This window comes from Bifidobacterium sp. LH_558, assembly GCF_056356295.1.
The window spans coordinates 144,594-169,057 of sequence record NZ_JBKETZ010000001.1; the positions used below are offsets into that span (position 1 = coordinate 144,594).

Annotated in this window: 19 protein-coding genes and 2 tRNA genes; 12 read left to right on the forward strand and 9 right to left on the reverse strand. The window is 61.6% G+C overall.

The window, feature by feature from the left end; translation table 11 throughout:
- Window positions 1-110 precede the first annotated feature (110 nt).
- From aroA to AC1AV0_RS00695, 3 genes are all read right to left on the reverse strand, one after another.
- Window positions 111-1,484, reverse strand: a complete 1,374-nt coding sequence (gene aroA / locus AC1AV0_RS00685; protein WP_476570610.1) for a 3-phosphoshikimate 1-carboxyvinyltransferase — start codon at window positions 1,482-1,484, stop codon at window positions 111-113.
- Window positions 1,485-1,534: 50 nt separating this feature from the next.
- A complete protein-coding gene (locus AC1AV0_RS00690) occupies window positions 1,535-2,464 on the reverse strand; it encodes a hypothetical protein (protein WP_476570611.1) in 930 nt (309 codons plus the stop codon).
- Between the two features lie 130 nt (window positions 2,465-2,594).
- Entirely contained in the window at window positions 2,595-3,767 is a 1,173-nt protein-coding gene (locus AC1AV0_RS00695; RefSeq protein ID WP_476570612.1) for an ABC transporter permease, read from the reverse strand.
- 108 nt (window positions 3,768-3,875) lie between these two features.
- On the opposite strand from AC1AV0_RS00695, the gene AC1AV0_RS00700 reads away from it, so the two are divergent.
- Window positions 3,876-3,949 (forward strand) — tRNA-Pro (locus AC1AV0_RS00700).
- 170 nt (window positions 3,950-4,119) lie between these two features.
- On the opposite strand, the gene glgX is transcribed toward AC1AV0_RS00700, so the two are convergent.
- The 6 genes from glgX to AC1AV0_RS00730 all read right to left on the reverse strand — a co-directional run bounded on the left by glgX (window position 4,120) and on the right by AC1AV0_RS00730 (window position 12,318).
- Window positions 4,120-6,240, reverse strand: a complete 2,121-nt coding sequence (gene glgX / locus AC1AV0_RS00705) for a glycogen debranching protein GlgX (RefSeq protein WP_476570909.1) — start codon at window positions 6,238-6,240, stop codon at window positions 4,120-4,122.
- Window positions 6,241-6,260: 20 nt separating this feature from the next.
- Window positions 6,261-6,980: an NUDIX hydrolase gene (locus tag AC1AV0_RS00710; protein WP_476570613.1), complete on the reverse strand. Its 720-nt coding sequence runs from the start codon at window positions 6,978-6,980 to the stop codon at window positions 6,261-6,263.
- A gap of 19 nt (window positions 6,981-6,999) precedes the next feature.
- Window positions 7,000-7,911, reverse strand: coding sequence for a Nif3-like dinuclear metal center hexameric protein (locus tag AC1AV0_RS00715; RefSeq protein WP_476570614.1), 912 nt, complete (start codon window positions 7,909-7,911; stop codon window positions 7,000-7,002).
- Window positions 7,912-7,995: 84 nt separating this feature from the next.
- A complete protein-coding gene (polA, locus tag AC1AV0_RS00720) occupies window positions 7,996-10,863 on the reverse strand; it encodes a DNA polymerase I (protein WP_476570615.1) in 2,868 nt (955 codons plus the stop codon).
- Complete coding sequence (locus tag AC1AV0_RS00725; protein WP_476570616.1) at window positions 10,853-11,635, reverse strand: ANTAR domain-containing response regulator; 783 nt, start codon at window positions 11,633-11,635, stop codon at window positions 10,853-10,855. The genes polA and AC1AV0_RS00725 overlap by 11 nt, the downstream gene beginning before the upstream one ends.
- Window positions 11,636-11,718: 83 nt before the next feature.
- The gene (locus AC1AV0_RS00730) at window positions 11,719-12,318 is read right to left on the reverse strand and encodes an NUDIX domain-containing protein (RefSeq protein WP_476570617.1); all 600 of its coding nucleotides are present in this window, start codon (window positions 12,316-12,318) and stop codon (window positions 11,719-11,721) included.
- A 153-nt stretch (window positions 12,319-12,471) separates the two neighbouring features.
- On the opposite strand from AC1AV0_RS00730, the gene AC1AV0_RS00735 reads away from it, so the two are divergent.
- From AC1AV0_RS00735 to AC1AV0_RS00785, 11 genes are all read left to right on the forward strand, one after another.
- Window positions 12,472-12,548, forward strand: a tRNA-Leu gene (locus AC1AV0_RS00735).
- A 502-nt stretch (window positions 12,549-13,050) separates the two neighbouring features.
- Window positions 13,051-13,338, forward strand: coding sequence for a hypothetical protein (locus AC1AV0_RS00740; RefSeq protein WP_072724115.1), 288 nt, complete (start codon window positions 13,051-13,053; stop codon window positions 13,336-13,338).
- A gap of 325 nt (window positions 13,339-13,663) precedes the next feature.
- A complete protein-coding gene (locus tag AC1AV0_RS00745) occupies window positions 13,664-13,864 on the forward strand; it encodes a hypothetical protein (protein ID WP_072724113.1) in 201 nt (66 codons plus the stop codon).
- Between the two features lie 135 nt (window positions 13,865-13,999).
- Complete coding sequence (locus tag AC1AV0_RS00750) at window positions 14,000-14,440, forward strand: hypothetical protein (RefSeq protein ID WP_072724111.1); 441 nt, start codon at window positions 14,000-14,002, stop codon at window positions 14,438-14,440.
- A 169-nt stretch (window positions 14,441-14,609) separates the two neighbouring features.
- The gene (locus AC1AV0_RS00755; RefSeq protein WP_072724108.1) at window positions 14,610-15,983 is read left to right on the forward strand and encodes a helix-turn-helix domain-containing protein; all 1,374 of its coding nucleotides are present in this window, start codon (window positions 14,610-14,612) and stop codon (window positions 15,981-15,983) included.
- Entirely contained in the window at window positions 15,980-16,495 is a 516-nt protein-coding gene (locus tag AC1AV0_RS00760) for a WhiB family transcriptional regulator (protein WP_083570119.1), read from the forward strand. Before AC1AV0_RS00755 ends, AC1AV0_RS00760 begins: the two co-directional genes overlap by 4 nt.
- A 60-nt stretch (window positions 16,496-16,555) precedes the next feature.
- A complete protein-coding gene (locus AC1AV0_RS00765; RefSeq protein WP_072724106.1) occupies window positions 16,556-17,149 on the forward strand; it encodes a ParA family protein in 594 nt (197 codons plus the stop codon).
- On the forward strand, window positions 17,146-17,367 hold the full coding sequence (locus AC1AV0_RS00770) for a hypothetical protein (RefSeq protein WP_072724103.1): 222 nt from the start codon (window positions 17,146-17,148) through the stop codon (window positions 17,365-17,367). The genes AC1AV0_RS00765 and AC1AV0_RS00770 overlap by 4 nt, the downstream gene beginning before the upstream one ends.
- Window positions 17,360-18,181, forward strand: a complete 822-nt coding sequence (locus tag AC1AV0_RS00775; RefSeq protein WP_072724101.1) for a DUF2786 domain-containing protein — start codon at window positions 17,360-17,362, stop codon at window positions 18,179-18,181. Before AC1AV0_RS00770 ends, AC1AV0_RS00775 begins: the two co-directional genes overlap by 8 nt.
- Window positions 18,182-18,302: 121 nt before the next feature.
- Window positions 18,303-19,352, forward strand: coding sequence for a colicin transporter (locus AC1AV0_RS00780; protein ID WP_476570618.1), 1,050 nt, complete (start codon window positions 18,303-18,305; stop codon window positions 19,350-19,352).
- Window positions 19,353-19,591: 239 nt separating this feature from the next.
- On the forward strand, window positions 19,592-24,355 hold the full coding sequence (locus tag AC1AV0_RS00785) for an LPXTG cell wall anchor domain-containing protein (protein WP_072724097.1): 4,764 nt from the start codon (window positions 19,592-19,594) through the stop codon (window positions 24,353-24,355).
- Window positions 24,356-24,464: the final 109 nt, after the last annotated feature.

The following is a 24,464-nucleotide window of genomic DNA, read 5'->3' on the forward strand; positions in this document are numbered from 1 at the left end:
CCCAATCGAGGCGATTTCGCACACCAAACTCAAGAATCAATCGTTTTAAATGCGTGAGGCTCGACAGCCCGACACACCAAACTCGTTTTCCCGAGGTTGGCAGTGGTTTTTCAGCTCAGCAATGTGGTCCACATGCCCACGAAATCGGGCAGGGTTTTGCGCGTGGTGGCCACATCGCGAACTTCGATGCCGGGAATGCGCAGGCCCAGCATCGCGGCGAAGGTAGCCATACGATGATCGGCGTAGGTCTGCATAACCGCTCCGTGCAACGATTCGGCCGCGACCGGTGTGATTTCCAATCCCTGTTCCAGTTCGCGCGCGATGCCGCCCACGCGGGTGATCTCGTTGACCAACGCCTCCAAACGGTTGGTCTCATGGCCGCGCAGGTGGCCGATGCCGAGCATGCGCGTCGGCGCGTCCGCGAATACGAGAATCGCTGCCAGTGATGGCGCGATCTCCCCCGCCGCGGTCAGATCGAAATCTCCCAAACCATGGATCGCGCCAGTGGAGGTCACTTCGCAATACCGCACGTCATCCTCTTGAGGGAACGACACCTGCGCGCCCATGCGTTCGAGATATCCCGGCAGCAGGCCGCCCGGCTGCGTGGTTTCCTCGGGCCAATTCGGCACGCGCACGGTGCCTCCGGCGATCAGCGCCGCGCCGAGGAAGGGCGCCGCGTTCGACAGATCGGGTTCCACCACCACCGTGTGCGGCAGCTGCACCTCTCCGGGCGCGACCTTCCACACACGTGCGTTTTCATCAGCCTCGACCTGCACGCCGGATGAGGCCAGATCGGCCACCGTCATGCGGATATGAGGCAGGCTCGGCGTCTTCTCCCCCGTATGGTGCAGTTCCAAGCCGCCCGGCACGCGTGAGCCGACCAACAGCAGGCCGGAGATGAACTGCGAGGATCCGGACGAGTCGATGGACACGGTCCGGGCCGACTGCGCGCCAGATGTTTCAGACTTCACAGACGTGCCGTTCGGTGTGATGGTGAACGGCAGGCGTCCATGCTCGCCGTGATAGGTCACCTGTGCGCCCAATTGTTCCAAACCGTCCAGCACCGGCTGCATGGGGCGCGCGTACGCCTGCTCGTCGCCGTCGAAACGCACCGGGCCATCCGCGAACAGCGCCAGACCGGGCACGAAACGCATCACCGTGCCGGCCAGTCCGCAGAACACGTCGACGTCGCCGTGGAAGCGCCCCGTTTCGGGTGGCGTCACGCGCACGGTGGTCGGCTCGTCCGCGTCGGCCTCGCAACGCACGCCCAACGCTTCCAGGGCGGCGATCATCAGGTCGGTGTCTCGTGAACGCAGTAGACCGCGCAGGGTCACGGGGCGTGTGCCCAACGCCGCGAGAATGAGGTAGCGGTTCGAGAGGGATTTGCTGCCGGGAATGGTGACGATGGCCTGCAATGCGCGCGTGGGATGCGGAGCGGGCCACAGGTCGGCGGCGGTGTTGGGGGAAGTCTCGGTATTCGTCATCTCGCTATGATCCTCCGTCGTAAGTCGTAAGTCGTGCGGAAAACCCGCACTTACTCGCTCTTTTCCTGATATTTGTCACCCAACAGGGTATTCAGCTCCTGCAGCATCTCCATGGGGTTCACATTCTCCACGGCCTGTTGCAGATCGACTTGGAAATCGTTCAACGCGCCATATCCGGCGTCGAGGCCGATCAGTTGGTCCTCCAACTCGGCGAGTTCCAGATATTCGGCGCTGGCCGCCGTGGAGAAGTCGCCGATCGCGCGCATCTGGTTGATGATCTCGGTCATCTGATCCAGCGTCTGCACGGTGGTGGACGCGTATTCCTGCAGGACGGACGCTTCGGATTGCGTCAGCGTCTCCACATTCGACCGGCAGTTCGCGATATAGGTTTCGTATTGCTCGTAGTAATCCGCATCGCCCTCGACGACTGTGGGAGTCGCCACGCAGACCGCGGATGATTGCGCCAACGTGCCGGCGGAATCGGCGAGCGCGTTCATCAGTTTGACGTATTGCTTGGCTTGTCGTTGGAAGTTGGAGTAGGAGCTGGCCACTTCCTGATCGTTCATCGCGCGCAGGTCGGCGAAGTCGTCCACCTGTTCGTCAAAAGTCGCGACCGTTGTGGTCAGGTTTGTGGCGTCGACCGCAGAGGGGTCGATCTCGTTGCTGTACAGGAACGAATAGGCGTCGGTGAACGCGGCGGATGATTCCATATAGCTTTCGCTCATCGTGGTCGTCTGCTGCGACGCCTGCGCGTAATGCGACGCCCGTACGGAACTGAACGGCCGCACCACCATGAGGACCACCAACACCACAATCACCACGATGGCCGTGAGCACAGCGAGAATCTGCCCGTTCCATGGTTTCTTCGGCAAGGGCCTCGGCGCGACGAGTCGATCAAAAGACGCAGGATTGAGGGGATCGGCGAATAGTTCCTCAATATCCGCCTCGCTGATCAGCTCGTCCTGTCTGCCGTATCGCACATCACCCTCCCTGACTCGACACTCGCATACCTAAATTTTTAGGTGGTTTTCCTTGAAAACACGCCGTTATTCACTATAACGCATACTCCAAGAATCCACTGAGGTGTCGCAGCATGTGGATGGTGGACCGTCATCGGTCGGAGGCGATACGCGATTCGACGGCTTCGACGCCATCCGGCTCGTTGAGCCCGCCCTCCAAAGCCTGCGCGTGCAATAGCTGCGCTTGGACGCGGTCGGCCTCGATGGCGGCGATCTGCCGCGAGAACACGATGAACCAGCCGAGGAACAGCATGCCCGCCACAGCTTCGACGTTGGTGAGCGTGTCGTGCCCCATAATCATGTTGGTCCACAATGCCGCGCATACGAGCAGACTGAGGTCGGAGACCACGGCCATCGCCTTCGACAGACGCGGCGCCAGCCACGGCAGCAGCAGGAACAGCACCAGCATCAGCACGGGCAGTCCTTTGGCGAAGAAGTTATGGATCGTTTTATGCGGCGTGTATTGGAACGCGCCGATGCCGATGAACGCCAGGCCGGAGAGCGTGAGCAATACCGACAGGATGGCGATGCGCACGCGGAAATGCTTGATCTCCCAAACGGGTTTGCCGTCCGCGTCGCGGTGGTGGCGCTGATGCCACATGCGCTGCAGGCGTTCGGTGGTGATGAGTTCGGAGATGGCGAAGTAGCTGACGATGATCACGCAGGTGCCAGCGAGCATCAGCGTGGAGTTGAACATGCGCGCGGCGAAGGTGGTGCTGTCCCCCAGCCGGGAGAAATTCCAGTAGTACCATTCCGGATCGTCGGTGGTCAGTCCGGCCGTGCATACGCCGGAGATCACGAAGAACGGCAGCAGCGAGGCGATGGTTTTCGCGTTCATCAGCTCCGCCTGCACGAAGGTCATATAGCCGACCACGCCGGAGAATCCCGCGCAGGCGGCGGGCAGATAGCCTGCGAACATCGAAACGCCCATCATCCCGTTCACCGCGTTGATCAGCGCGAAGGACGAGAGGAAAATCGTCGACGCGTACACGACGGACAATGCAAGGATCTCGAACACTCGGCGGATCGGCGTGAGCCAGCCGTTCTTCAGACTCCAGGAATGCGACTGGCGCGCGTATCCGATGCAGAAGGAAATGACGCCGCAGGCCGCGACGATGCCCGAGCACACCATGAACCGACGTTGCGTGACCTGCCAGATGGCCGGCGCATAGGAGAGAAAGGCGTTCATCGCCGCATAGGATGCCACCGCACAGATCAGAAAGGAGATGAGTCCGGCGGTTTCGACGCGCTGATGACGACCCATACCTCCCCTTCCTTCCATACGTGACGGTGACGGTCGTCCATTGTACCCGTGTCCTCGTCCAAACATCCGCTACAATGGTTCCTTGTGCCGTACGTGGTATGGCGCAAACGGGCTGTGGCGCAGTTTGGTAGCGCGCCTGCTTTGGGAGCAGGATGTCGCAGGTTCAAATCCTGTCAGCCCGACCGAAAGGGCGGAATCTCAACGATTCCGCCCCTCTTTTTTCTCAGTTTTCGCAGTCGGACGCGCATCGTGCACATGCCCAACAACAAAAAGGCGAGTGAAACGGGCGGACCCGAATCACTCGCATTGGACGCTCAGCGCAGCGCGCAGCCTCGCAAACGCGGCTGTCCGCTCAGTAATTCTGCTTTTGCTCGGGCTTTTTGCTGCCCATAAGCATCAGGAAGCTGCGCGACTGCGCGGTGATCGCGAATCCGGCCTCATAGTTGAGTTCCGGCCCCTTGGGGTTGTTCGTGTCCACAATGAGCTTCCACTTGCGCCCATAACGTTCCTCCGGCAGTGTGAACTGGATCGGCTCGTAATGCGCGTTGAAGATGAGGATGAAGTCGTTGTCGACCATCCGGTTGCCGTACCAGTCGGTTTCGGGGATGTCCGAACCGTTGAGGTAGATCATCATCGACAGCGCATGCGTGTTCTGCCAGTCCTCGAGATCCATGATGGAGCCGGTGTGGTCGAACCATTCGACCTGCGGAATCATGTTGGAGTCGTCGCCGGGTTCGCGCCCGGAGAAGAAACGACGGCGGTGCAGCACGGGGTGGTCGAGACGCAGATGAATCAGCTTCGAAACGAAGTCGAACAGGTCCTTCTTGTCTTCCGTGGCGTTCCAGTCGGTCCACGAGATCTCGTTGTCCTGGCAGTAGGCGTTGTTGTTGCCCTGCTGGGTGCGCGCCACCTCGTCGCCGCCGCAGATCATGGGGATGCCCTGGCTGAACAGCAGCGTGGAGAACATGTTGCGCATCTGGCGGGCGCGCAGGTCGTTCACGTCATGGATGTTCGTCGGTCCTTCGACGCCGCAGTTCCACGAACGGTTGTTGCTTTCGCCGTCGCGGTTGCCTTCGCCGTTGGCCATATTGTGCTTGTCGTTGTAGCTCACCAGATCGTTCATGGTGAAGCCGTCGTGCGCGGTGATGAAGTTCACCGACGCGACCGGGCGGCGTCCGTTCATCTGGTACAAATCGGAGCTGCCCATCAGTCGGCTGGCGAACTCGGGCAGGGTGGAGGGCTGCGAGCGCCAGAAGTCGCGCACGGTGTCACGGTAGCGCCCGTTCCACTCCGACCAGCTAGAGGGGAAGCCGCCCACCTGGTAGCCGCCGGATCCCAGATCCCACGGTTCGGCGATGAGCTTGACGCGGCTCAGCACCGGATCCTGCTCGACGATGTCAAAGAAGGCGGAAAGCTTGTCGACCTCTTGGAACTGGCGGGCGAGCGTGGCGGCCAGATCGAAGCGGAAGCCGTCCACATGCATTTCCGTCACCCAGTAACGCAGGGAGTCGGTGATGAGCTGCAGGGCGTGCGGCGAGCGCATAAGCAGCGAGTTGCCGGTGCCGGTCGTGTCGAAGTAGTGGCGCTGGTCGCCTTCGACGAGACGGTAGTAGGACGAGTTGTCGATGCCGCGGAAGCTCAGGGTGGGGCCCATATGGTTGCCTTCGGCGGTGTGGTTGTACACCACGTCGAGGATGACCTCCATGCCGGCGCGATGGTAGGCCTTGACCATGGATTTGAACTCGTTGACCTGTTCGCCGCGCGCTCCGGAGCTGGAATAGGCGTTGTGCGGCGCGAAGAAGCCGATGGTGTTGTATCCCCAGTAGTTGCTCAGCCCCTTCTCCTGCAGGAAGGAGTCGTTGACGAACTGGTGGATGGGCATGAGTTCGATGGTGGTGACGCCCAGCCGCTTGAAATATTCGATGACGGACGGGTAGGCGAGGCCGGCGTAGGTGCCGCGGATGTCCGGCGGCACTTCGCGGTTCAGGTTGGTCATGCCGCGCACATGCGCCTCGTAAATCACGGAATCATGGTAGGGAATGCCGGGATGCTGGTCGTTGCCCCAGTCGAAGTAGGGGTTGACGACCACGGACTTCATCGTGTGCGCGGTGGAGTCCATGTCGTTCATCAGGCCGTCGTTGTCCGGATCGGAGAAATCGTAGGAGAACAGGCTTTCGTGGCCGTCGATGTTGCCTTCGATGGCTTTCGCGTACGGGTCGAGCAGCAGCTTGTTCGGGTTGCACCGGTGGCCGTGGGCGGGATCGTAGGGGCCGTAGACGCGATATCCGTAGCGCTGGCCCGGCTGGATGCCGGGAAGGTAATTATGCCAGACGTACGAGTTCTGTTCGGTCATTTCGATGCGGGTCTCGTTGTCGTGCTCGTCGAACAGGCATAGTTCGACTTTCTGCGCGACTTGGGAGAACAGAGCGAAATTCACTCCGGCGCCGTCGTAGCTGGCGCCGAGCGGATACATGGAGCCGGGTCTGATTTGCATTATTCCAGTATCGCACCTTCCTCGGCCGGGCGCGGCCGTTCGGGAATGTTGCGGGTGTCATATGAGTCGTCGGCGGCGTGCGCGGACGCGTCGCGCAGCCGACGTAGGGCTTCGTGTTGAATGGCGATCATGCCGTTGGATGAGGTGATGCGGGTGCCGCGCAGCTCGTCCCAGCTCACCCAGGACGATTCCACGTATTCGTCGCCGTCGAAATGCCGCTCCTCCTGACGCCATGCGCCCAGATGGAGCACCATGATGTGGGCCAGTTCGTCGGCCATGCCTTCGGACGAGTAGAACGAGCCCACGAGATCGACCCGCAGTTCGCGCTCGTCGGGCACCACGCCGGTCTCTTCGGCGAGTTCGCGCATCGCCGCGGCCATCGGCTCCTCACCGTCATCCATCAGTCCCGCGGGCAGCCCGTAGGCGAACAGGTCGCTGCCCGCACGGTATTCGCGTTCGAGCAGATAGCGGTCGGCGGCCGTGTCATGCACCAGCAGGACCACGCAGGGCGCGTGCCGCATCACCTGCCGGCGGATCATATGCCGCCCGCCGCGCCGGTCGGCCAATGCGATGGTCATGTCGTCCACGCGGAACACCGCACCTCGGTAGACGGTTTCGCTGGATTCCACCACCGCGGGGACCGTCATGTCGATGCCGTCAAGCGCTCCCCCGTCGGCCGTCTGCTGCGTGCGGGTGGGATCGTTCGTCGTCGCTGTCATGATCGGAGCCTCTTCCGGACTAGTTCAGCGCGCCGCCGTCCGCGGTGATGACGCGGGTCCACGGGTCGGTGTTGTCGCGCAGCCAGTTGGTTTCGACCGTACCACCGGTCGCCTGCGCGATGGCGGCGGGCACGTCGTCGATGGCGTAGTGGAACCACATCGATTCGATGGCCGCATGCGGGGTGTTGATGAACATCGGGCGCACATGCGCGTCGCCCTGCCCCAAGGCGACGCCCTGACCGCGCATGCGGGCCTCGTAGCGCGCCTGTTCGATGGCGTCGGTGACGGGATGGTGGCGAAGGTCGCTGGTCACATACACGTCGACGCCGGCGGCCCGCACTTCATCGAACAGCGAGTCTCCGGAGCCGGGAAGCACGGCCACGGTGTTCACGGGCGCGTCGTCATCGCCGCAGATTTGGATGCCGTACGCGGTGCGCATGGGTAGCGCTTCGAACACGCGCTGGGCGAACCTACGCAGCGTCATCGGCTCGGCAAGCCTGCCGACGCGGCCCAATCCGACGGGATGCTCGGATGCGGGATCGCTGATGGGCACCAGCGGACGCTGGTCGACCAGACCGAACAGGTCGGCGGCGGCCTGGCCCACACCGCGATGGGCGGCGTCGGCATTGGTGTGCCCCACCCACAGCGCGCAGCCGTTGGTGTTCAACGTGCGCACGATCTCGCCGCGGAATCCCAGTCCGGACACTTCGTGCACCGAACGGAAGAACAGCGGGTGATGGGTGATCAGCAGGTCGGCCTGCCATTCGACGGCCTGTTCGACGATGGCCCAAGTGGGATCGGCGGCGAAGGCGATGCGATGCACCTCGCGCGTCAGATCGCCCACGATCAGACCGGGCTCGTCCCACTCTTCGGCGTAGCGCAGCGGATACAGCGTTTCCAGCACGTCGACGACTTGCTTGAGGTTCGGCATAAGGTCCTCCTTTGACGAATAATCGACGTCGTCTCCGTCCCGCGAGCCTTTTCTTAAAAAGGCACGGAACGGAGACGAAGGCGGTTAGTGCGCAGCGAGCTGCCAGTCGGCACCGACGCCCGTCGAAACATCCAATGGCACGGCCAGTTCCACCGCGTGCTCCATGGCGTCGCTAATCAGGTGGGAGACCTGCTCGCTTTCCCCGGGCGCGATCTCCACCACAAGTTCGTCGTGGATCTGCAGGATGACGCGGCTGGCGAGGTTATGCTCACGCAGGGCGTGGTCGGCGCGAATCATGGCGATTTTCATGATGTCCGCGGCGGAGCCTTGGATGGGCGCGTTCAGGGCGGCGCGTTCGGCGGCCTCGCGGGCGGTGCGGTTCAGCGCGGTCAACGCGGGGAAATAGCGCCTGCGGCCGAACATCGTCTCCGTATAGCCCTTGTCGCGGGCGGTGTCCACCAGGGTTTCCAGATAGTCGTGCACTTTGCCGAAGGTCGCGAAATACTTCTCCTTCAGCACGTCCGCCTCGCTGGGGCGGATATGCAACTGCTGGGAGAGGCCGTAGGTGCTCAGACCGTAGGCCAGACCGTAGCTCATCGCCTTCACGTGGCTGCGCTGGTCGGCGCTGATCGATTCCATCGGCACCGCGTAGACGAGGCTCGCCACGTATTTATGGAAGTCCGCGCCGGATTTGAACGCTTCGATCAGCGACTCGTCGCCGGAAAGATGCGCCATGATGCGCAACTCCACCTGCGAATAGTCACAGCTCATCAGCGACTCGTAACCTTCGCCGGGCACGAAGGCGGAACGGATCTCACGGCCTGCGGCGTTGCGGTTGGGGATGTTCTGCAGATTCGGATCCACGGAACTCAACCGGCCCGTCGCCGCCACCGTCTGTTCGAAGGTGGTGTGGATGCGTCCGTCCTTGCGGTTCGTCGCGTCGATCAGCGTGGCGACGATCTGCTTGAGCTTGTTGGTTTCGCGATGCCTCAGCAGCGCGCCGAGGAATCCGCTGGCCCGCTCGTCGCCCTCGTTCGAGGACTTGACGTACAGTTCCTGCAGCACGGCCGCGTTGGTCGTGTACGAGCCGGATTTGGTGCGTTTGGTGGGTTTGAGCTCCAAATCCTCGTACAGCACCTTCGCCAGCTGCTTGGGGCTTTGCAGGTTCACCCGCGTGCCGGCGCAATCCCAAGCGATCTCCTGCGCCTGGTTCGCCTCGGCCGAGAACTGCTCGTGCATGTCGGTCAGGCGGGCGATGTCCACCGTGGCGCCGAGTTCCTCCATACGCTGCAGCACCCGCGAGACGGGAATCTCCAGCGCCTCCATCAGCCCATACTGCTCGCGTTCGTCCAAACGGGGCGCCAGGGTCGCCGCCAGGTCGCGCACCAACGCGAGGTGGGTGAGCAGACGGTTGTCGGAGCGCGACTCGTCCGTGCTGGGATCGTCGCCGAAATCCAACTCGCCTTGGGTGGCCTCCTCATGCTGCTCCACGGTGAAGTCGAGGAAGCGCGCGGCGGCATGTTCCAACGTGTCGGCGTGGAAGTCGGGAAGGATGAGATATCCGGCCAGTTTGGTGTCCAGCAACGGATCGCCCATGTTCAGTCCCGCGGCATGCAGCAGATGCAGCTGCTCTTTGAAACCATGGACCACCGTGGATGAGTGCACCGCGTCAAGCAGGTTCTGGATGGGCTCAAGAAGCTCGCCGTCGCATGGCAGGTCGATGATCGCGGCCTGGTCGCCGCGCATCAGCAGCAATGTATCGGCCGTGACATCGCCGGGTTTCGCAGTGCCTTCGACGTGCAGAGTCCATGAATGCTCCAACGCGCCGTTGCAGCGGGTGGACAGGTCGGGCACGCCGAGACGCGCGATATCCACGGGCTGGTCATCACTGGGTTCGACCGCTTCGGTGACGTCGACGCCGCGCGCTTTCTCCCATGCGACGAATTCGGCGGCAGTGGATACGTGCGTGCCTTGCGCCAGCTTCGGACCCTCATCGGATTCGGCCGCGGGCGCGGCGGAGGCGGCAGTCGACGTGACTCCCCCGTTGAAGGTTCGCAGCACCTTGTTTTTGGTGCGGATGCCGAACTGCATCTCTTTGAACAGCGACTCCACCTGCGCGGCGTCGACGGTACCGAAAAGCAGGTCGTCGACGGTCAGGCCCAGGTCGATGTCGCGCACCAGCGCGTTCACCTTGCGGTTGAGCAGCACCTGGTCGATGTGGCCACGCAGGGCCTCGCCCTTCTTGCCGCCGATCTCGTCGGCGTGCGCGATGATCTCGTCGAGGGAACCGTATTGGTTGATCCATTTGGCCGCGAACCCGTCGCCCACGCCCGGCACTCCGGGAATATTGTCGGCGGTTTCGCCGCGCAATGCCGCCAAATCGGGGTATTGACTCGGCGTCACCTTGTATTTCTCGACCACGGCCTCAGGCGTCATACGCTTGAGGTCTTTGAAATGATGGCCGGGATACAGCACGGTGATATGCTCGTCGACCAGCTGGAAGGCGTCGCGGTCACCGGAGAGCACCAGAGTGCGGTATCCGGACTGCTCGCCCATGGTGGCGAGCGTGCCGATCACATCATCGCCCTCATAGCCGGGACGCTCGATGTAGGTGACGCCCAACGCGGTGAGCATGCGCTGAATCAGCGGAAGCTGGCTGAGCAGCTCCTCCGGCGCGGCCTCGCGGGTGCCTTTGTATTGGGGCAGCATATCGTTGCGGAATGTGCCGCCCTTCACGTCGAACGCGACGGCCAGATGGTCGGGCTTCTCAGCCTCGACCACCTGGGAGAGCATGGTCGCGAAACCCCATACCGCATTGGTCGGCTGGCCGGAGTCTGTGGTGAAATTCTCGGCCGGCAGACCGTAGAAGGCGCGGAACGCCAGGGAGTGACCGTCTACGACAAGCAGCGTGCCCCGGTATTCGCCGTCGGGGATCGTCAAATCAGCGCTCATCCTCGTCTGCCGCCGGCTTGGGATCACCGTACTTGGCGATGATGGCCTGGGCGAGACGCTTCTTCGGGATGCGCTGGTCCATGGAGGTCTTCTGAATCCAGCGGAAGGCGCCCTGCTCGGAGAAGTCGGCCTTGTCCATCAGCAGGCCCTTGGCGCGGTCGACGAGCTTGCGCTCCTCCAGCGTCTCCTCGGCCTTCTTGAGCTTCTCTTCGACTTCGCGAAGCTGCTGCTCGGCCTCCTTGAGCTGGCGTTCGCCGCGCTCGACGTTGTCGAGAAGGTCGTTGATCTCGGCGAAACGGCCGATGGCGACCTCCATGGCGGGAAGCAGCTTGGATTCCTCATACGGCTTGGTCACGTAGGCCATGGCGCCCGCGCCGGTGGCCTTCTTCACCAGATCGGTCTGGGAGAAGGCGGTCAGCATCACCACGGGGGCGATGTTCTCGTCGCAGATCACTCCGGCTGCGGCGATGCCGTCCATACGGGGCATCTTCACATCCATGCACACCACGTCCGGGCGGAACTTGCGCGTCAGTTCGACGGCTTCCTCACCGTTGGCAGCCTGTCCGACGACCTCATAGCCGTTGTCCTCGAGCATGGCGACCAGATCCATACGGTTCACGGCCTCGTCTTCGGCCACGACCACGGTATGAGCGCCGCTGCCGGAGGCGACGACGGGCTCGCTGTCCTGGCGTGCGGCCTCCTGAAGCTCCTCGCTGGTGAGCACCTCGTCCAGCGCCATATCCGCTTCGTCAGACTTCTTCCTTGCAGTCATACCTTACCCTTTCCAAATCAGTACTTGCATGATGATACCAACTGTGCTGTACTCGCCGCCGCTGTGTCGCGCGCGTGGGCGAACTAATCGTCCAGATGGTCGATGATACCCAGTTTCAGACGCATGATCGCGACCACGGACTTGGCGTCGGCGATGGTGCCGTTGATCGCCATCTGATAGGCGTCGTCGATGCTGACCAAGCGCACGTCCGAACGGGGCGTCTCCGGCCCGATCTGCGTGCGCGACACGGGCTTGAGGTCGGTGGCGAAGAACACCGACGTGTGCTGAGTGGAATAGCCGGGCGTGTTCATGAAGCGGGCGAACTGCGTGAGCTTGCCGGCCTCGTATCCCGCCTCCTCGGCCAGTTTGCGCGCGGCGACCTCCATCGGCCGTTCGCTGGGCAGGTTGGCGTGTCCGGCGGGAATCTCCAAGGTCCAGCGGTGGTTCGCGAGACGGTACTGTTCCACCAGCGGAATCATCCCGTCCTCGGTGAGCGCGATCACCGCCACGGTCTCGCCGTTGTTCTCACGGATGAAGAAGCGTTCGAAGGAGCCTATCTGGTTGGATTCGTAGGTGACGTGGTCCACGTCGAAATAATGGGTCTCGATGATCTGCTTGCGCGAGATCTCCTTGACCGGCGACGGACGCCACGGATCGAATCTGCGATAGGTATCGTTACTCATGTTGCCTCCTTCTGGCTCACATACCTGCGCTCCATTGTAGTTCGCGGCCGCGGGACCCGCGCGGGTTTCGCCCAAGCGATTCGCGACGCGCGTGATGGCTCTGCCGGTTTTGCGATTCCATGATTTGGTGTATGCTTTCCATTCGTGTGATACGCCCCTGTATCCCAATTGGTAGAGGAAGCAGCCTCAAAATCTGCGCAGTGTGGGTTCGAGTCCCACCGGGGGCACCACCCAATCGTCCGGCATCACGAAGCATCGTGGCCGGACGTTTTTGATTCCACGCTTCCGTCGTCCATCATCCTGCGGATCAGTCGGCTCGACAAGAAACCTCACCGTGCTGGATGCAACCAAAGATGCATCTTCATGACTTCTAAGTTCCCTCATCCTCTTAAACGTGCCGTCATCCACCATCGCAGCTGGAGTAGTGCCAAAGTAATTGGCTAGTCGTTGTATATCGATTGCCCGCCACGGAATTACCCCAGACATCTTGCCCTGTATGGACTGACGAGTCAGTTTTAACGGCTCCCCTAGTGAGCTTTTAGGCTTCCCACCTAGAAACAAGGAAGCGTTGTAAGCAATGACCAGATCCAAATATGAGTCATCGTTTTCGTCTGTTTGCAGCAGCAGTTCATATGGAGTACTCATCGCGCCTCATTCCGTTTGTCAAGAAGAATGATGCAATAGTACTCATTCAATTTGCGTTCGGTCAAATCGAATGCTATTCTGTCAGGTATGACTTTACAAACGCAAAGTAAATCGCCCCTGTCCCCCATGAAGAGGTGGTGTCTTACAACAGGCACCTCCTATCGTGAGCTGGCTGCGTTGCTTGGTCAGGCGACTTCCACTGTCTGCGACAAGGTCAATCGTCGCGTCGAGTGGCAGAACCGCGATTACGTGCTGCTGCGTAAGGAACTGGGTTTGACATACGACTTCATCCAGGAGGTCGATGCCGATGATGTTGAACGGGTGTTGGCTTCGGCCTCACATAACGAGATTGAGAGGTGCCTGACCAACCACTAACGAATTCCTCTGTTTACCTATTAATAAGAATGCCGGCCCGGTGTTGGAGCACCGGAACCGGCTGTGTAATAACAATCCGAGCCTTGAGGTCTCCCATCCTGCCAGATTCGATGACCTTTACGGCTCTGCATTGCGAAGGAGTGTCATCACACATGTTCGACTTTACCAACCGCCCATGCGCTTGTCCTGCGCTATCTGCTGTTTTCCATTTTAAAAGCACTGTTTTCCGTTTTGGGCGGACAATTGTTTTTTCTCGCCATGGTCGCGATGCGTTCCCCGATCGGGCGGCCTGCATGTTCTCGCATCCAGCGAACGGAGGTCGGCGATGAAAACGAAGTGCGTCGCGTTCACGGTTCCCGCTTTGATCGTGTGTCTTACGATCTGTCTGTCCGAATCGTTCTGGTGGCTGGCTGCCGCTACCGTCCTGGCTTTCGTCCAGGTGCTGTTGCTGCCCTCGGATGAGGAGTTCGAGGCCATGACGCATCGCGAACCCCGCGTGGTGTCGTCGCATCCGGTGGAGGCGTGAGATGGTTTGGATTTTAACAGGGGTCACGATCATCGTCATCGGCCAGCTTTTCAATCTCGCCTTATGTCAATCAGCGAAGAGGGGCGATGAAATCGACCGCGCTGTTTTTCGTCATGAAGACGAGGAGGACCGTCAATGAGCAGGAAAGAATTCGATGCGCGGCAGCTGCGGTACCTGCGGAGGCTGTCGGCTGTGGAATCGGTGACCGCCACCAAAATCAGGTATTCTCGCGCTTTCCAGCTTGACTGCATGCGTCGTTATATCCTCGGCGATCATCCCACCGCCATTTTCCGTGATGCCGGTTTGGATCCTTCGATTATCGGCTACAAGCGCATCGAACGCTGCATCGCCCGATGGCGTCAGGACCCCGACATCATGACATCGGTTCGCGCCGGCGATAGCGCCGATCTCGAATCCGATTGCGACATGCGTCTGGACGATGGCGAGCCGCTGCCGGCTCATTCCGATGATGGTTTCGTGCCGATGCATGTGTTCGAGGCGCATCTTAGCCGTGTGAACCGGCTTGAGCATTGCGTCGATGATTTGCAGAAGCAGCTAGCGGAGGTGGCGAAGTGAAACCGCTGACGTTGAAGAGGGCCGACCGACTGTTGATATTGCGTAGTCCGTCGGACGGCTCGCAGGATCTGTACGTGTCCACAATGATTGGCATGCCTTTGCCTCGTGTGCCACTCGAACGGGACCGGTTGCGTGCCTCCGTCATGATTGCCGCCAAGAGGAGGCGATCATGAGCAATATTGCGTTGAGCTGGGCGTACAAGTGCCATGTGGGCAACGCGGCCGCCAAGGCCGTACTCATCTATCTGGCCGACCGCGCCTCTGACGACGGGACCGGCGCGTTTCCCAAGATTGACACGATCGCGAAGGTGACTGAGTTTTCCGAGTCGAGCGTGCGGAAAAGCCTACGCCTCCTCCAGGAGCGTGGATTCATCCGCAAAGGCGACCAACGATACGCGCGCATCGGCAAAGGCGGACGCGACCGACTGCCCCAGTACTGTCAGGTCGTGTGGGACCTTAATGTTGGCTCCGATCCGACCACCCTGGCATGGATCGAAAACACCCATGCCAGCGAGTACGATTCCACCACAATGAGTGTCCAGCCTGACCCGGATGCTGCTCGACTGCCCGATAACGACGAAGCCAGGGAGCTTGATCCCGACGCAAAGTCGGAGAACCGCGAAAATAAGCCATTCCCCAGCTCTACACCACGTACAGTGCTGGAAAAAGAAGAGGAGGACACCCATACTCCAGCACTGCATGAGGTACAGACCCAGTCCTGTACCACGTACAGTGCCAGCTCTGCACCACGTACAGTGCTGTATATAAAGGAAGAAACCCAACAGGCTAACCCTCCAAGTAAACCTCTCCCCTCTGCCACTACGTGGCATCTCCCCGACGGGGAGACCGACGGTGATGATGACGATGGATGGCAGGAATACCTCGCCGAAATCGAGGACGGACCGGACGCAACCAGTGGTCTTGCCGAGTCCGGTGTCGTCGCCGACGACCTGCTGCGCAAGCTGCGCGGTATCCGCGCCGACGCGGGACTGACCACGCCCGAGCCGACCGGCCGCGACCGCAAGGCCGTCCTCGCCCTGCACCGTCGCTTGCAAGCCCTGCACGCTCCGCTGGATGCTTTCGGCCTGATCGTCGCCACATTGGAATGGGCCATCGGCCGTGATTGGTGGGCCAGGCGGATCCGCACCGGCCGTCAATTGGCTCGATTGTGGGACGAGCTTGAGGACGACCGTGCCATCGAGCAGCGCGCCGTCGCACGCCACACATCGGTCAGGCCCGCCGAGGAGCCGGACGCCCAGCACCTCCACGCCACCGGCTGCGTGCATGTGCGCCGGCTGCTTGACTGCGGTCGCGCCGTCGATGCCGACCCTGACTCGACCCGACGCCACGCCCACGCTGATCAGGTCCTCGCATGGCTGGACGCGGGCGACGACGACGCGGCGATCGTGGCCCGTCTCGCCGACCTGCTGCGTGAGGAGCGCGAACGACACGAGCGGGACATGACGGAACTCGCCCGCCAACGCAAGCTGAACGGTGGGCATATGTTCGCCGGCGCGCGCGAACGAGTGGGGGTGATGTCATGAGCGAGACGATTGATGACACCATGCGGTTCGTGCGGACGGCTCCGCTGTTGGGTGGTCGGAACCGGCGGCCGGAATGCGAGGGCTTCCCGGCGAATTGGGCCGATTTGGTTTGGGGATTGGACGACGAGGCGGATCAGCAGGCCCGGCGCGAGGCCATGCGCTTCGGCGCTATGGTCTGCCGCGAGTGCCCGGTCCGCATCGAGTGCCTGGCTTCGGCAATCGTGCAGCGGGAAAGGTCCACACTCAAGGGCGGATTGTCCTGGACGACGCGCAAGCGTATCGCGCATCTGGCCGAGAAGGCCGGCGTGCCCTTGCAGGATAATGACCTGCCGGCCAAGCAACGATACGTGCTGCTGATGCGATGGCTCGCCTCGCATCCTCATGCCGAAGATCAGGCGCGCCGTCAGGAGAACGAGCAGCGGACCAATCGGCGGCGTAGAACATCGCGGCCACGGATCAAGACGCTTCCCAGGGTCTCCCCCGGCGTCGGACAATCCGCGCTGTTCGACTGACAGCAGGCAATCAAGCAAGCAGGAATGCAGACATTCAGACTTTCAAGAAAGCAGGAGAACATGAGAATCGCTATCGCGAACGCGAAGGGCGGTGTGGCGAAGACCACGACCGCGATTTATCTGGCTTCCACGATCGCCCATCGGGGCGGTCTTGTCGAGGTGTGGGACGCGGATCCGCAATCGTCGGCGAGTCTGTGGGCGGACGCAGCGGCCGACGCGGGCGACCCGCTGCCGTATCAGGTGCTGCCCGCGAATCTGAGCACCATGCGTCGTCTCGCTTCGGCGTCGGTCGATGACGGCCGGTGGTCCATCATCGATTGCCCTCCCCAGGGCAAGTTGCTGGAGGCTGCGGTGAGGTCAGTCGATTTCGTGATCGTGCCGACATCGGACAGTCCGATGGACTTGCAGCAGGCGTGGGCGACATTGGATGAGGTGTTGAAGAACACTCCGGCATCCGTGCTGGTCGTGCGCGCGCAATGCAACACCCGCGCCTTCCGGGACACGATGGACGCGTTGGAGGAATCGGACTCGCCCCGTTTCGAGACCGTCATCCGTTTCCGCCAGGAGATCAAGAAGGGACTCGGCTCGAATCCCGGCGACAAGCTCTACGAGTACCGCGACCTGCTCACCGAGATTGATAAGGAGTTGCGATGAAGGGCAATTACTCGCCTTTGCGACGTGACCGCGCGTCCATCGGGGCCGCCTTCGGAGGCTCCGGCCAGCAGTCGCATGGAGACAAGGTCATGTTGAGTCTCAGGGTCCCGTCCGACCTCAAGATGCGGTTTAAGACCGAAGCCGTCTCACGAGGCAGGAGTATGGAGGAATGCCTGGTGGATGCCCTCGAACAGTGGTTGGGAGGCGATCATGAGTGATGATCGTTTCGAGCGGATGCTGGAGCGCGTGCGTCGTTTGCTTGCTTTAGCGGAGGATCCCGCCAGCAGTGACAGCGAGGCCGAAGTGGCCTACGAGCGCGCTCAGAAGCTGATGCAGGAGCATGCCATCGAGTCGTGGCGTCTGCGGCATGTCGGTGAGCCGGTGGAGCGGATCAGCGAGAAGTGCGTGCCGGTCGATGCGAGTCCGGTCAATCGGTACAAGGCCGCTTTGGCGAAGATCATCGCGGAGGCGAACCAATGCGATGCGTTCTGTTCGGCCTACACGTCGCGTAATCATCGCGATGTGATCACGAGCGTCACGTTCGTCGGGACGCCCGGGAACATCGAGAAGTCCGTGCTGCTCTGGCAGAGCATGGAGCTGCGCCGTGCGGCGCATTGGCGTATCGCGCTCAGCCGGGAACGCGCGCGCATCGCGGCGAACATCGAGAAGGAGCTGTCTCCATCCCATTTGGCGCTTATGGAACGCATGGGGGCGTCTCCCGCACGTTACGCTCGGGAGCGCTGCGCCGAAGCCCCGTTCCGCAACGGCTTCTACCTCGGTTTCTGCCAGCGCATCGAAGCCCGTTTCGCCGCGCTCGGCCGAGATATGGAATCCGTGGGCAGCGATCTCATGCTTTCCCACCGCAACGCCATCTCGGACTATATGGCCGGCCATGATCTCAAAACCATGCAGTGCCCGGCGTTGACGGTCAGCCATGACGGGGTGCGCGCGGGACGCGAGGATGCCGATATGACCAGTATCGGTTTGGCCGAAACGGAAGCGGAAAGGAGCAGGTATGAGATCCACGCATAGAGGACGCAGGCAGTCATTAATGAATGCTTGAAATCCAGCGGTCATTATTTCAAGAAATCAGGAAGTCGAAGCCCGCATCTCCGTCCATATGGATAAGGTGCATATATATAAGGAGTGAATCATGTCGGAGAACACGAACAAGAGCACGAACGATAGGCCCGAATCGACGGTTGAGGATATGACCGCCGGCCTCATCGCGCACGATCAGGTTGATGAGGTCACAGCCGAGGCCGAGGCGTTGGCCAACGCTGACGCGGACAAATCGGAACACTCGAAGCGGAAGCGCAAAAGGATGATCGCGTTCGCTGTGATTGTGGCGGTCATCGTCCTCGCCGTCGGCGGCGCGATCGGATGGCTGGCGTGGTCGAACGCACGATTGGACGCGGCCAAAACCGCGTGTGCGACCGCGAGCGAAACCGTGAGCGAGGCGAAACAGTCATATGCCGCTTTGCTGGAAGGCGACGCGGCGGACGCGGCCGCGATCACCACTGACATGGTGGCTGACCCGGACACGCTGGACGCACTGACCGAAGCGATGGACGAACAGGCTCCCGACCACGCGGAATGCGAGGCCGAAGACACGGCGGGTCTGACCGCCGCAACCGACGATATGGACGAGGCGACGACCTGGTATCGGACGCATACCAAGAGTCTGACCGCCGTCATAAAGTCCGTCACCGATTCACGAGATACGAAGACGCTCCAGACCGCGAAGGACGCGCTCAATTCAAAAATCAATGAGGCGCGGGCGCTGCTCACGTCGAGTGACGGCAACGTGGCCGACAATGCGACCCGCGAATCGTTGACCACGGCCATCGACGAGGCATCCGCCATCGACGGCGACGATCCGACCATATACGACGAGTCGCGCGCGAAGCTGGAGGCCGCGATGCAGACGGTGAACGATTCCGTCACGGCAAAGAGCGAGGCCGACGCCCAAGCCGCCGCCGAAGCAGCGGCCGCCGCTCAAGCGCAACAGTCCTACACGCCCTCGTATTCGTATTCAGGCGGTACCGGCACTTACGGATACACCGGTACCGGCTCCAACGGAGGATCCAGTTCCAGTTCGAGCAGCGGATCATCATCAGGAAGTTCTTTCGGTGGTGGTTCCAGCACCAGAGTTCCCGGCTGGCAAGGCACCGGCACCGTCTCTCCTGACGTGGCCGGCTGACTCAACGAATAATGCTCATGTCACCTTGACGTGAGCATTATTTTTTGCACATGTCCGCCCAAAAACAGCTGACCTATCACTGAGACTGGATATTGCGGGTCGCCCGTGGGACGCCTTCGGGGAAAAAACGACTCGCGCCTTTTCGCTCATACCATGTATGGGACGGCCGGTTTCATCTCGATTCCGGCCAGTCCTGTACAGATGAAGCGAGGAGGCTGGAATTAGCGAAAAAGGTTGATATGACTTTTTTGAACAAGTGCCGTAAGGCGTGCGCTACGATCGCATCCATTGCGGTCCTGGCTGGCGGACTGGCAGCAGGCACCGCGACAGCCTATGCATCAGGAGGCGGCGGCAACGCAGGCGGAGGAATCCCGACCGGCGGTGGCGGTTTTTTCCTGTCATGGCGATATCAAGACAATAACGACGGCGGATTCGGATCAGCTACGGACACCAACAGTGTGCGCAAAGCCCTCGAAATGGACTGGACTCGCATCGAAGGCAGTGCCGACGCTTGGATCAACGAAGCCCTGAACGAAGCGAACTCTAATTGTGTCGCCCGTTTCAATGAAGCCCATCCAGGAGAAACAGCGAACTGTCGTGTCGTGGCAGTCGGAGCGATTGGCACGTCATCTCGCCAGTTCGGATATGTGGCTGGCGCATCTCATAGCATCTGGATGGACGCTTGGAATCAGACCGTGCAGGGCGGCCCCTACTACAACAATGGGAAATCGTACAGCACGAGTGACATCTTTACCGATCAGCCAGGCATGAGCGTTGATATCATTGCAGACCAATATGCACCTGACTTTGTCAACGGCGCATCAACTGGTTCCCTTGTCGTCATTGCCCTGAATCAGTACGAGCCTGCGGATCCGTCCTATGATTTGAGCATTTCGACGCAGGCGTCGGGGACGACGACTAAGGCCGGTGACACCGGTGATGTGTCGGACACGATCAGCCTTTCCAACGGCGGGGCCAACACCGTGGAGAACGTGAGCGGCACCGCGACGCTGCATTGGCGTGGCGTCGACGGGTCCACACGCACCGCGTCGAAGAGCTTCACCGCGTCGAACACCGGCAGTACCCAAGTGTCTTTCGGTTATCGTGATGTGGATTCGTCGTGGGAATCGTGGCCGGCGGGATCGTTCTGGTTCGATGTCGATGTGCCGAAGCAGGGCAACATGGCCGCCGCTGCGAGCCATGCGGGCGAGCAGGACGCAAAGGAGTCCTGGAGCGCGTCGAACGAGCCGCCGACCAAGACTCTGACGAACGCTGCGGGCGAGACCGTGACCGACGATAATGATTCGATTGTGTCCGGCTCGTTGTACACCGCGCACATCAGCGCGCATTCCTCTGCTTCGTCGCAGTTCTGGATTTACGACACCATCGAGACCAAGGACGTGGTGATCGGCGGCATCGATGCGGATGATCTGAGCAAGGTCACCGTGACCGACGCCTCCGGCAATGTGGTCGCCGCCGACATCAGCATCGATGACAGCCAGGAGGGCAAGCGTGTGGTCAAGGCCCACGTCACCAACCCGCATTCCGGCGTCTACACGTTGAATATTCCTCAGAGCGCGAAGCCGACCGGTTCGGACTACACCATCTCCGATGGTTCGATCGCGTGCTGGACGGGTGACAATGGCATGGGTTCGCTGGCCGATTGCCAGACCGGCAACAGCGACGAGGTGGGCAAGGTCACCCCTCAGCCCGACAAGGTGTGGGTTCTGGACGAGGAAGGCGCGCTTGAGGCCGCCGACCCAGACCACACCAACCAGGAGGGCGTCGATACGAAGACGTTCCTTGTGGGTGACAAGATCGCGGTCGTGGTCAACGGCACGTTGCCCGCGCACCTGCTCAATCCTCTCGCTTCCTATTCCATCACGGATGATCTGACGGGTTCGACCGAGTGGATCGATTGGCAGTCCGGCAAGGTGTTCGTGGACGGCGAGGACGTGACCGATCAGTTCGACATCGTGATCGATCAGGGCGCGAGGACCGCTACCGCCACGGCGAAGGCCTCCTACATCGCCGCGACGATGTTCAAGACCTCGGAATCCGAGGTGAAGTTCTATCTTGAGGGCGTCATCAAGGCCGGCGCGACGGCGGGCAAGAAGATCCAGCTCACGAACGTCGCCTCCGAGACCTGGAACAACGAAACCATCGAGACCAACGAACCTCCCGTGTTCGTGTGGACGCCGAACCCGGACAAGGCGTGGGTCAAGCTCGACTCCGACGGCGACTGGGTGACGGTGACCGATCCGACGAAGAGCGACATGGTTGGTGCCGATAACGACTACTTCCGCTTGGGCGACCGAGTGGCGGCGGTCATCAACGGCACGCTGCCGACCGGCTTGGGCCGTGTCCCCGAGATCAGCTTCTCGGACGACTATTCGGCCGTCGATTCGATCCTCGATCTGGACGCCGACAACATCCGTGTCTATGAGCAGGACGCCTCCACCTCGGAGACCTCCAGCATCGACGGCATCAACAAGACCGGCACGGATGTCACCGACCGCTTCGACATCACGACGGATGGTACCAAGGTGACCGTCAACGCGCACGACGACTACGAGGCCGAACAGAAGGATCTCGCGGTTGCGAAGCAGATCACCGTGCTGGTGACCTTCGACGTGCAGTTCGACACCACCGAACTGCTCGAAAGCTACGGCAAGGAGCAGGGTGACGAGCTGAATACCTGCGTTGACCCGAGCGGCGCGGATCTCGACAATGTCGGCTCCCAGACCGTGGGCGGCTCCACCGTGGACACCAACAGCCCGAAGATCTGCGTGACCGTGCCCCCGATCCACAAGCAGGTCATCGCCGAGTCCTCCCAGGGCGGCGACCAGTCCGACATCGACGAGCAGGTCGTGTTCCCCGGCCAGACCGTGGAGTACACGGTGAGGGTCGATCCCCAGATCCCGGCCGACCAGGCCTACGAGGTGACTGTGTTGAAGCTCTCGGACACGTATTCGGAGTACACCACCGCGAACAAGCAGACGCTTGAGATCACGGACCTCAACACCGGCTCGGTGATTCCGAAGAAGACCGGCTACACCGTCTCGTGGGATGACGATGCTCACAGCTTCGTGGTGACCTTCAGCAAGGATTGGGTGGCCGCGAACTGGCAGGCCGGCTCGAATCCGCGCCTCCTGCTGCGCTTCGAGGCCAAGGTGCACGACGACGCCCCGACCGACAAGACCATCGACAACAAGGCGGCTTTGACGGTCAACAACGGCGTCACCGAGTCCAACGAGGTGACGAACAACCCGCCGGTCATCACGCCGAAGAAGCAGGACACCCAGAAGGATCCGACGATCAGCATCGACGGCAAGACCGCGCTCCTGGGCGACAAGGTCTACTACCGCGTCAGCATCGACGCCACCGACCTTTCCAACGCCGCATACAAGGTGTGGCGCTTGGGCATGGTCGATGACTGGGACGAGGAGTATCTGAGCCTGGACGAGACCGGCATCGAGGTGCTGGACGAGTCCGGTGTGGACCACACCGCCGATTTCAACATCCAGGTGCAGGACGGCGTGGTCTATGCCTTCGCAAAGCTCGTGGACACGTACATCGACGCGACGGGCGAGACCGTGCCGGGCGACCCCCAGCCCACGGACCTCAAGGCCTACAGCGAGTTGACCGACGCGGACTATGACCCGCTCGCGGATCCCGCGATCGACCAGTCGCTGCTGGGCCACACCTACACCGTGGTCCTGCCGATGACGGTCATCAAGGTCACCGACGGCTACGTGGTCTCCAACACCGCCACGCAGATCGCCAACGACACGCGCGTCGAGACGAACACCGTCACCAATCCGCTGAAGGAGATCAACCCCTCCAAGGACGTGACCGTGAGCGTGGGCGGCGACAGCGTGAACGGCCACTCGGTCTACAAGGATCGTCTGTTTTTGTACAAGCTCGACAGCTCGATTCTGCCCACGGATCGCGCCTACCCGGTCATCACGGACTGGGGCGGCACGGACCAGCTCGACACCGCCAACGACGAGTACACCGGCCAATGGGCCATCTACGCCAGCCGCGACCTCTACCGTGACGGTGAGGTGATCGCCCAGGCGGGCGAACGCATCGCCGGAAGCAACTTCGACTCCTCGAAGTTCGGCGGCGCGCTGTTCACCGTCGAGACCGACGACAACGGCCTGGTGACCGTCAACGCGACCCAGGCCTACCTGGATCTGGTGAGCGCCGACAACGAGCACGAGGCCGGCTGGACCCTGTACATCCAGTGCAAGCGCCTCAACGTCGTGGACAAGGTCGAGAACGTGTGGACCGAAACGCTCAACGGCCAGCCGCGCGAGTCCAACACCGTGTGGACCCGCACGCCCGACATGACCCCGAGCCTGTCGATCGAGAAGTGGGACACGGCCAGCGGCATCGAGACCGGCGACCGCGACTCCACCGACCAGGCCCTCAAGATGGACGGCGACTCCACGGAGATCACCTTCACCATCACAAACACGAGCGGTGTCGATCCGGACACGGGCGACGGCGCGTGGTTCAAGGCCAGTGACCTTGATTTGAGTGATTCCACGATCGTGGGCGACGCCCAGATCGATATGGACTCCTTGGTCTACCCGGACGGCTGGGATGATCTGGTGCTCAAGCCGGGTGAGAGCGTCGATGTCAGGGGCACGCTCAAGGGCGTCTCGGAGGGGTCGAATCACACCGACCGCGCGATCGTCACCGGCACCCCGCTGGTCGAATGTGCGGCCGACACGTCCGACCCGTTCGGCGACGAGGTCGATCCCGGCTTCACCGTCACCGGCGAAAGGGTCGAGATCGACGGCAGGCAGCTGTGCGCCGACACCCAGGTCACGTCCAACACCGACGACTGGTCCGGCTACCGAGACAAGCCCCTGGCTTCGACCGGCGTCGCCATCGGCGGCATGATCGTCGCCGCCGTCGCCATCGCGGGCGCGGGCGTCAGCCTGATCCTGGTCCGCCGCCAGCGCGCGCACTCCGCGCGTCACGCGGGCTGATCCGACGGTTTGACGGATAAATGACAAGTCCCTCACGGCCTTATAGCTGTGAGGGACTGTTTTGTAATTGTCCGCCCAAAACCGCGCGGGTTTGGCCTGAACATTGTTG

What these genes read in the sequence shown, in the direction of transcription:
- polA (WP_476570615.1), bottom strand. Translation starts at nt 10,863, where the DNA reads ATGAGCGCTGATTTGACGATCCCCGACGGCGAATACCGGGGCACGCTG.
- AC1AV0_RS00775 (WP_072724101.1), top strand. Translation starts at nt 17,360, where the DNA reads ATGAGTGATGATCGTTTCGAGCGGATGCTGGAGCGCGTGCGTCGTTTG.
- AC1AV0_RS00760 (WP_083570119.1), top strand. Translation starts at nt 15,980, where the DNA reads ATGAGCGAGACGATTGATGACACCATGCGGTTCGTGCGGACGGCTCCG.
- AC1AV0_RS00770 (WP_072724103.1), top strand. Translation starts at nt 17,146, where the DNA reads ATGAAGGGCAATTACTCGCCTTTGCGACGTGACCGCGCGTCCATCGGG.
- AC1AV0_RS00785 (WP_072724097.1), top strand. Translation starts at nt 19,592, where the DNA reads ATGACTTTTTTGAACAAGTGCCGTAAGGCGTGCGCTACGATCGCATCC.
- AC1AV0_RS00710 (WP_476570613.1), bottom strand. Translation starts at nt 6,980, where the DNA reads ATGACAGCGACGACGAACGATCCCACCCGCACGCAGCAGACGGCCGAC.
- aroA (WP_476570610.1), bottom strand. Translation starts at nt 1,484, where the DNA reads ATGACGAATACCGAGACTTCCCCCAACACCGCCGCCGACCTGTGGCCC.
- AC1AV0_RS00755 (WP_072724108.1), top strand. Translation starts at nt 14,610, where the DNA reads ATGAGCAATATTGCGTTGAGCTGGGCGTACAAGTGCCATGTGGGCAAC.
- glgX (WP_476570909.1), bottom strand. Translation starts at nt 6,240, where the DNA reads ATGTATCCGCTCGGCGCCAGCTACGACGGCGCCGGAGTGAATTTCGCT.
- AC1AV0_RS00730 (WP_476570617.1), bottom strand. Translation starts at nt 12,318, where the DNA reads ATGAGTAACGATACCTATCGCAGATTCGATCCGTGGCGTCCGTCGCCG.
- AC1AV0_RS00745 (WP_072724113.1), top strand. Translation starts at nt 13,664, where the DNA reads ATGAAAACGAAGTGCGTCGCGTTCACGGTTCCCGCTTTGATCGTGTGT.
- AC1AV0_RS00750 (WP_072724111.1), top strand. Translation starts at nt 14,000, where the DNA reads ATGAGCAGGAAAGAATTCGATGCGCGGCAGCTGCGGTACCTGCGGAGG.
- AC1AV0_RS00715 (WP_476570614.1), bottom strand. Translation starts at nt 7,911, where the DNA reads ATGCCGAACCTCAAGCAAGTCGTCGACGTGCTGGAAACGCTGTATCCG.
- AC1AV0_RS00695 (WP_476570612.1), bottom strand. Translation starts at nt 3,767, where the DNA reads ATGGGTCGTCATCAGCGCGTCGAAACCGCCGGACTCATCTCCTTTCTG.
- AC1AV0_RS00740 (WP_072724115.1), top strand. Translation starts at nt 13,051, where the DNA reads ATGACTTTACAAACGCAAAGTAAATCGCCCCTGTCCCCCATGAAGAGG.
- AC1AV0_RS00780 (WP_476570618.1), top strand. Translation starts at nt 18,303, where the DNA reads ATGTCGGAGAACACGAACAAGAGCACGAACGATAGGCCCGAATCGACG.
- AC1AV0_RS00765 (WP_072724106.1), top strand. Translation starts at nt 16,556, where the DNA reads ATGAGAATCGCTATCGCGAACGCGAAGGGCGGTGTGGCGAAGACCACG.
- AC1AV0_RS00725 (WP_476570616.1), bottom strand. Translation starts at nt 11,635, where the DNA reads ATGACTGCAAGGAAGAAGTCTGACGAAGCGGATATGGCGCTGGACGAG.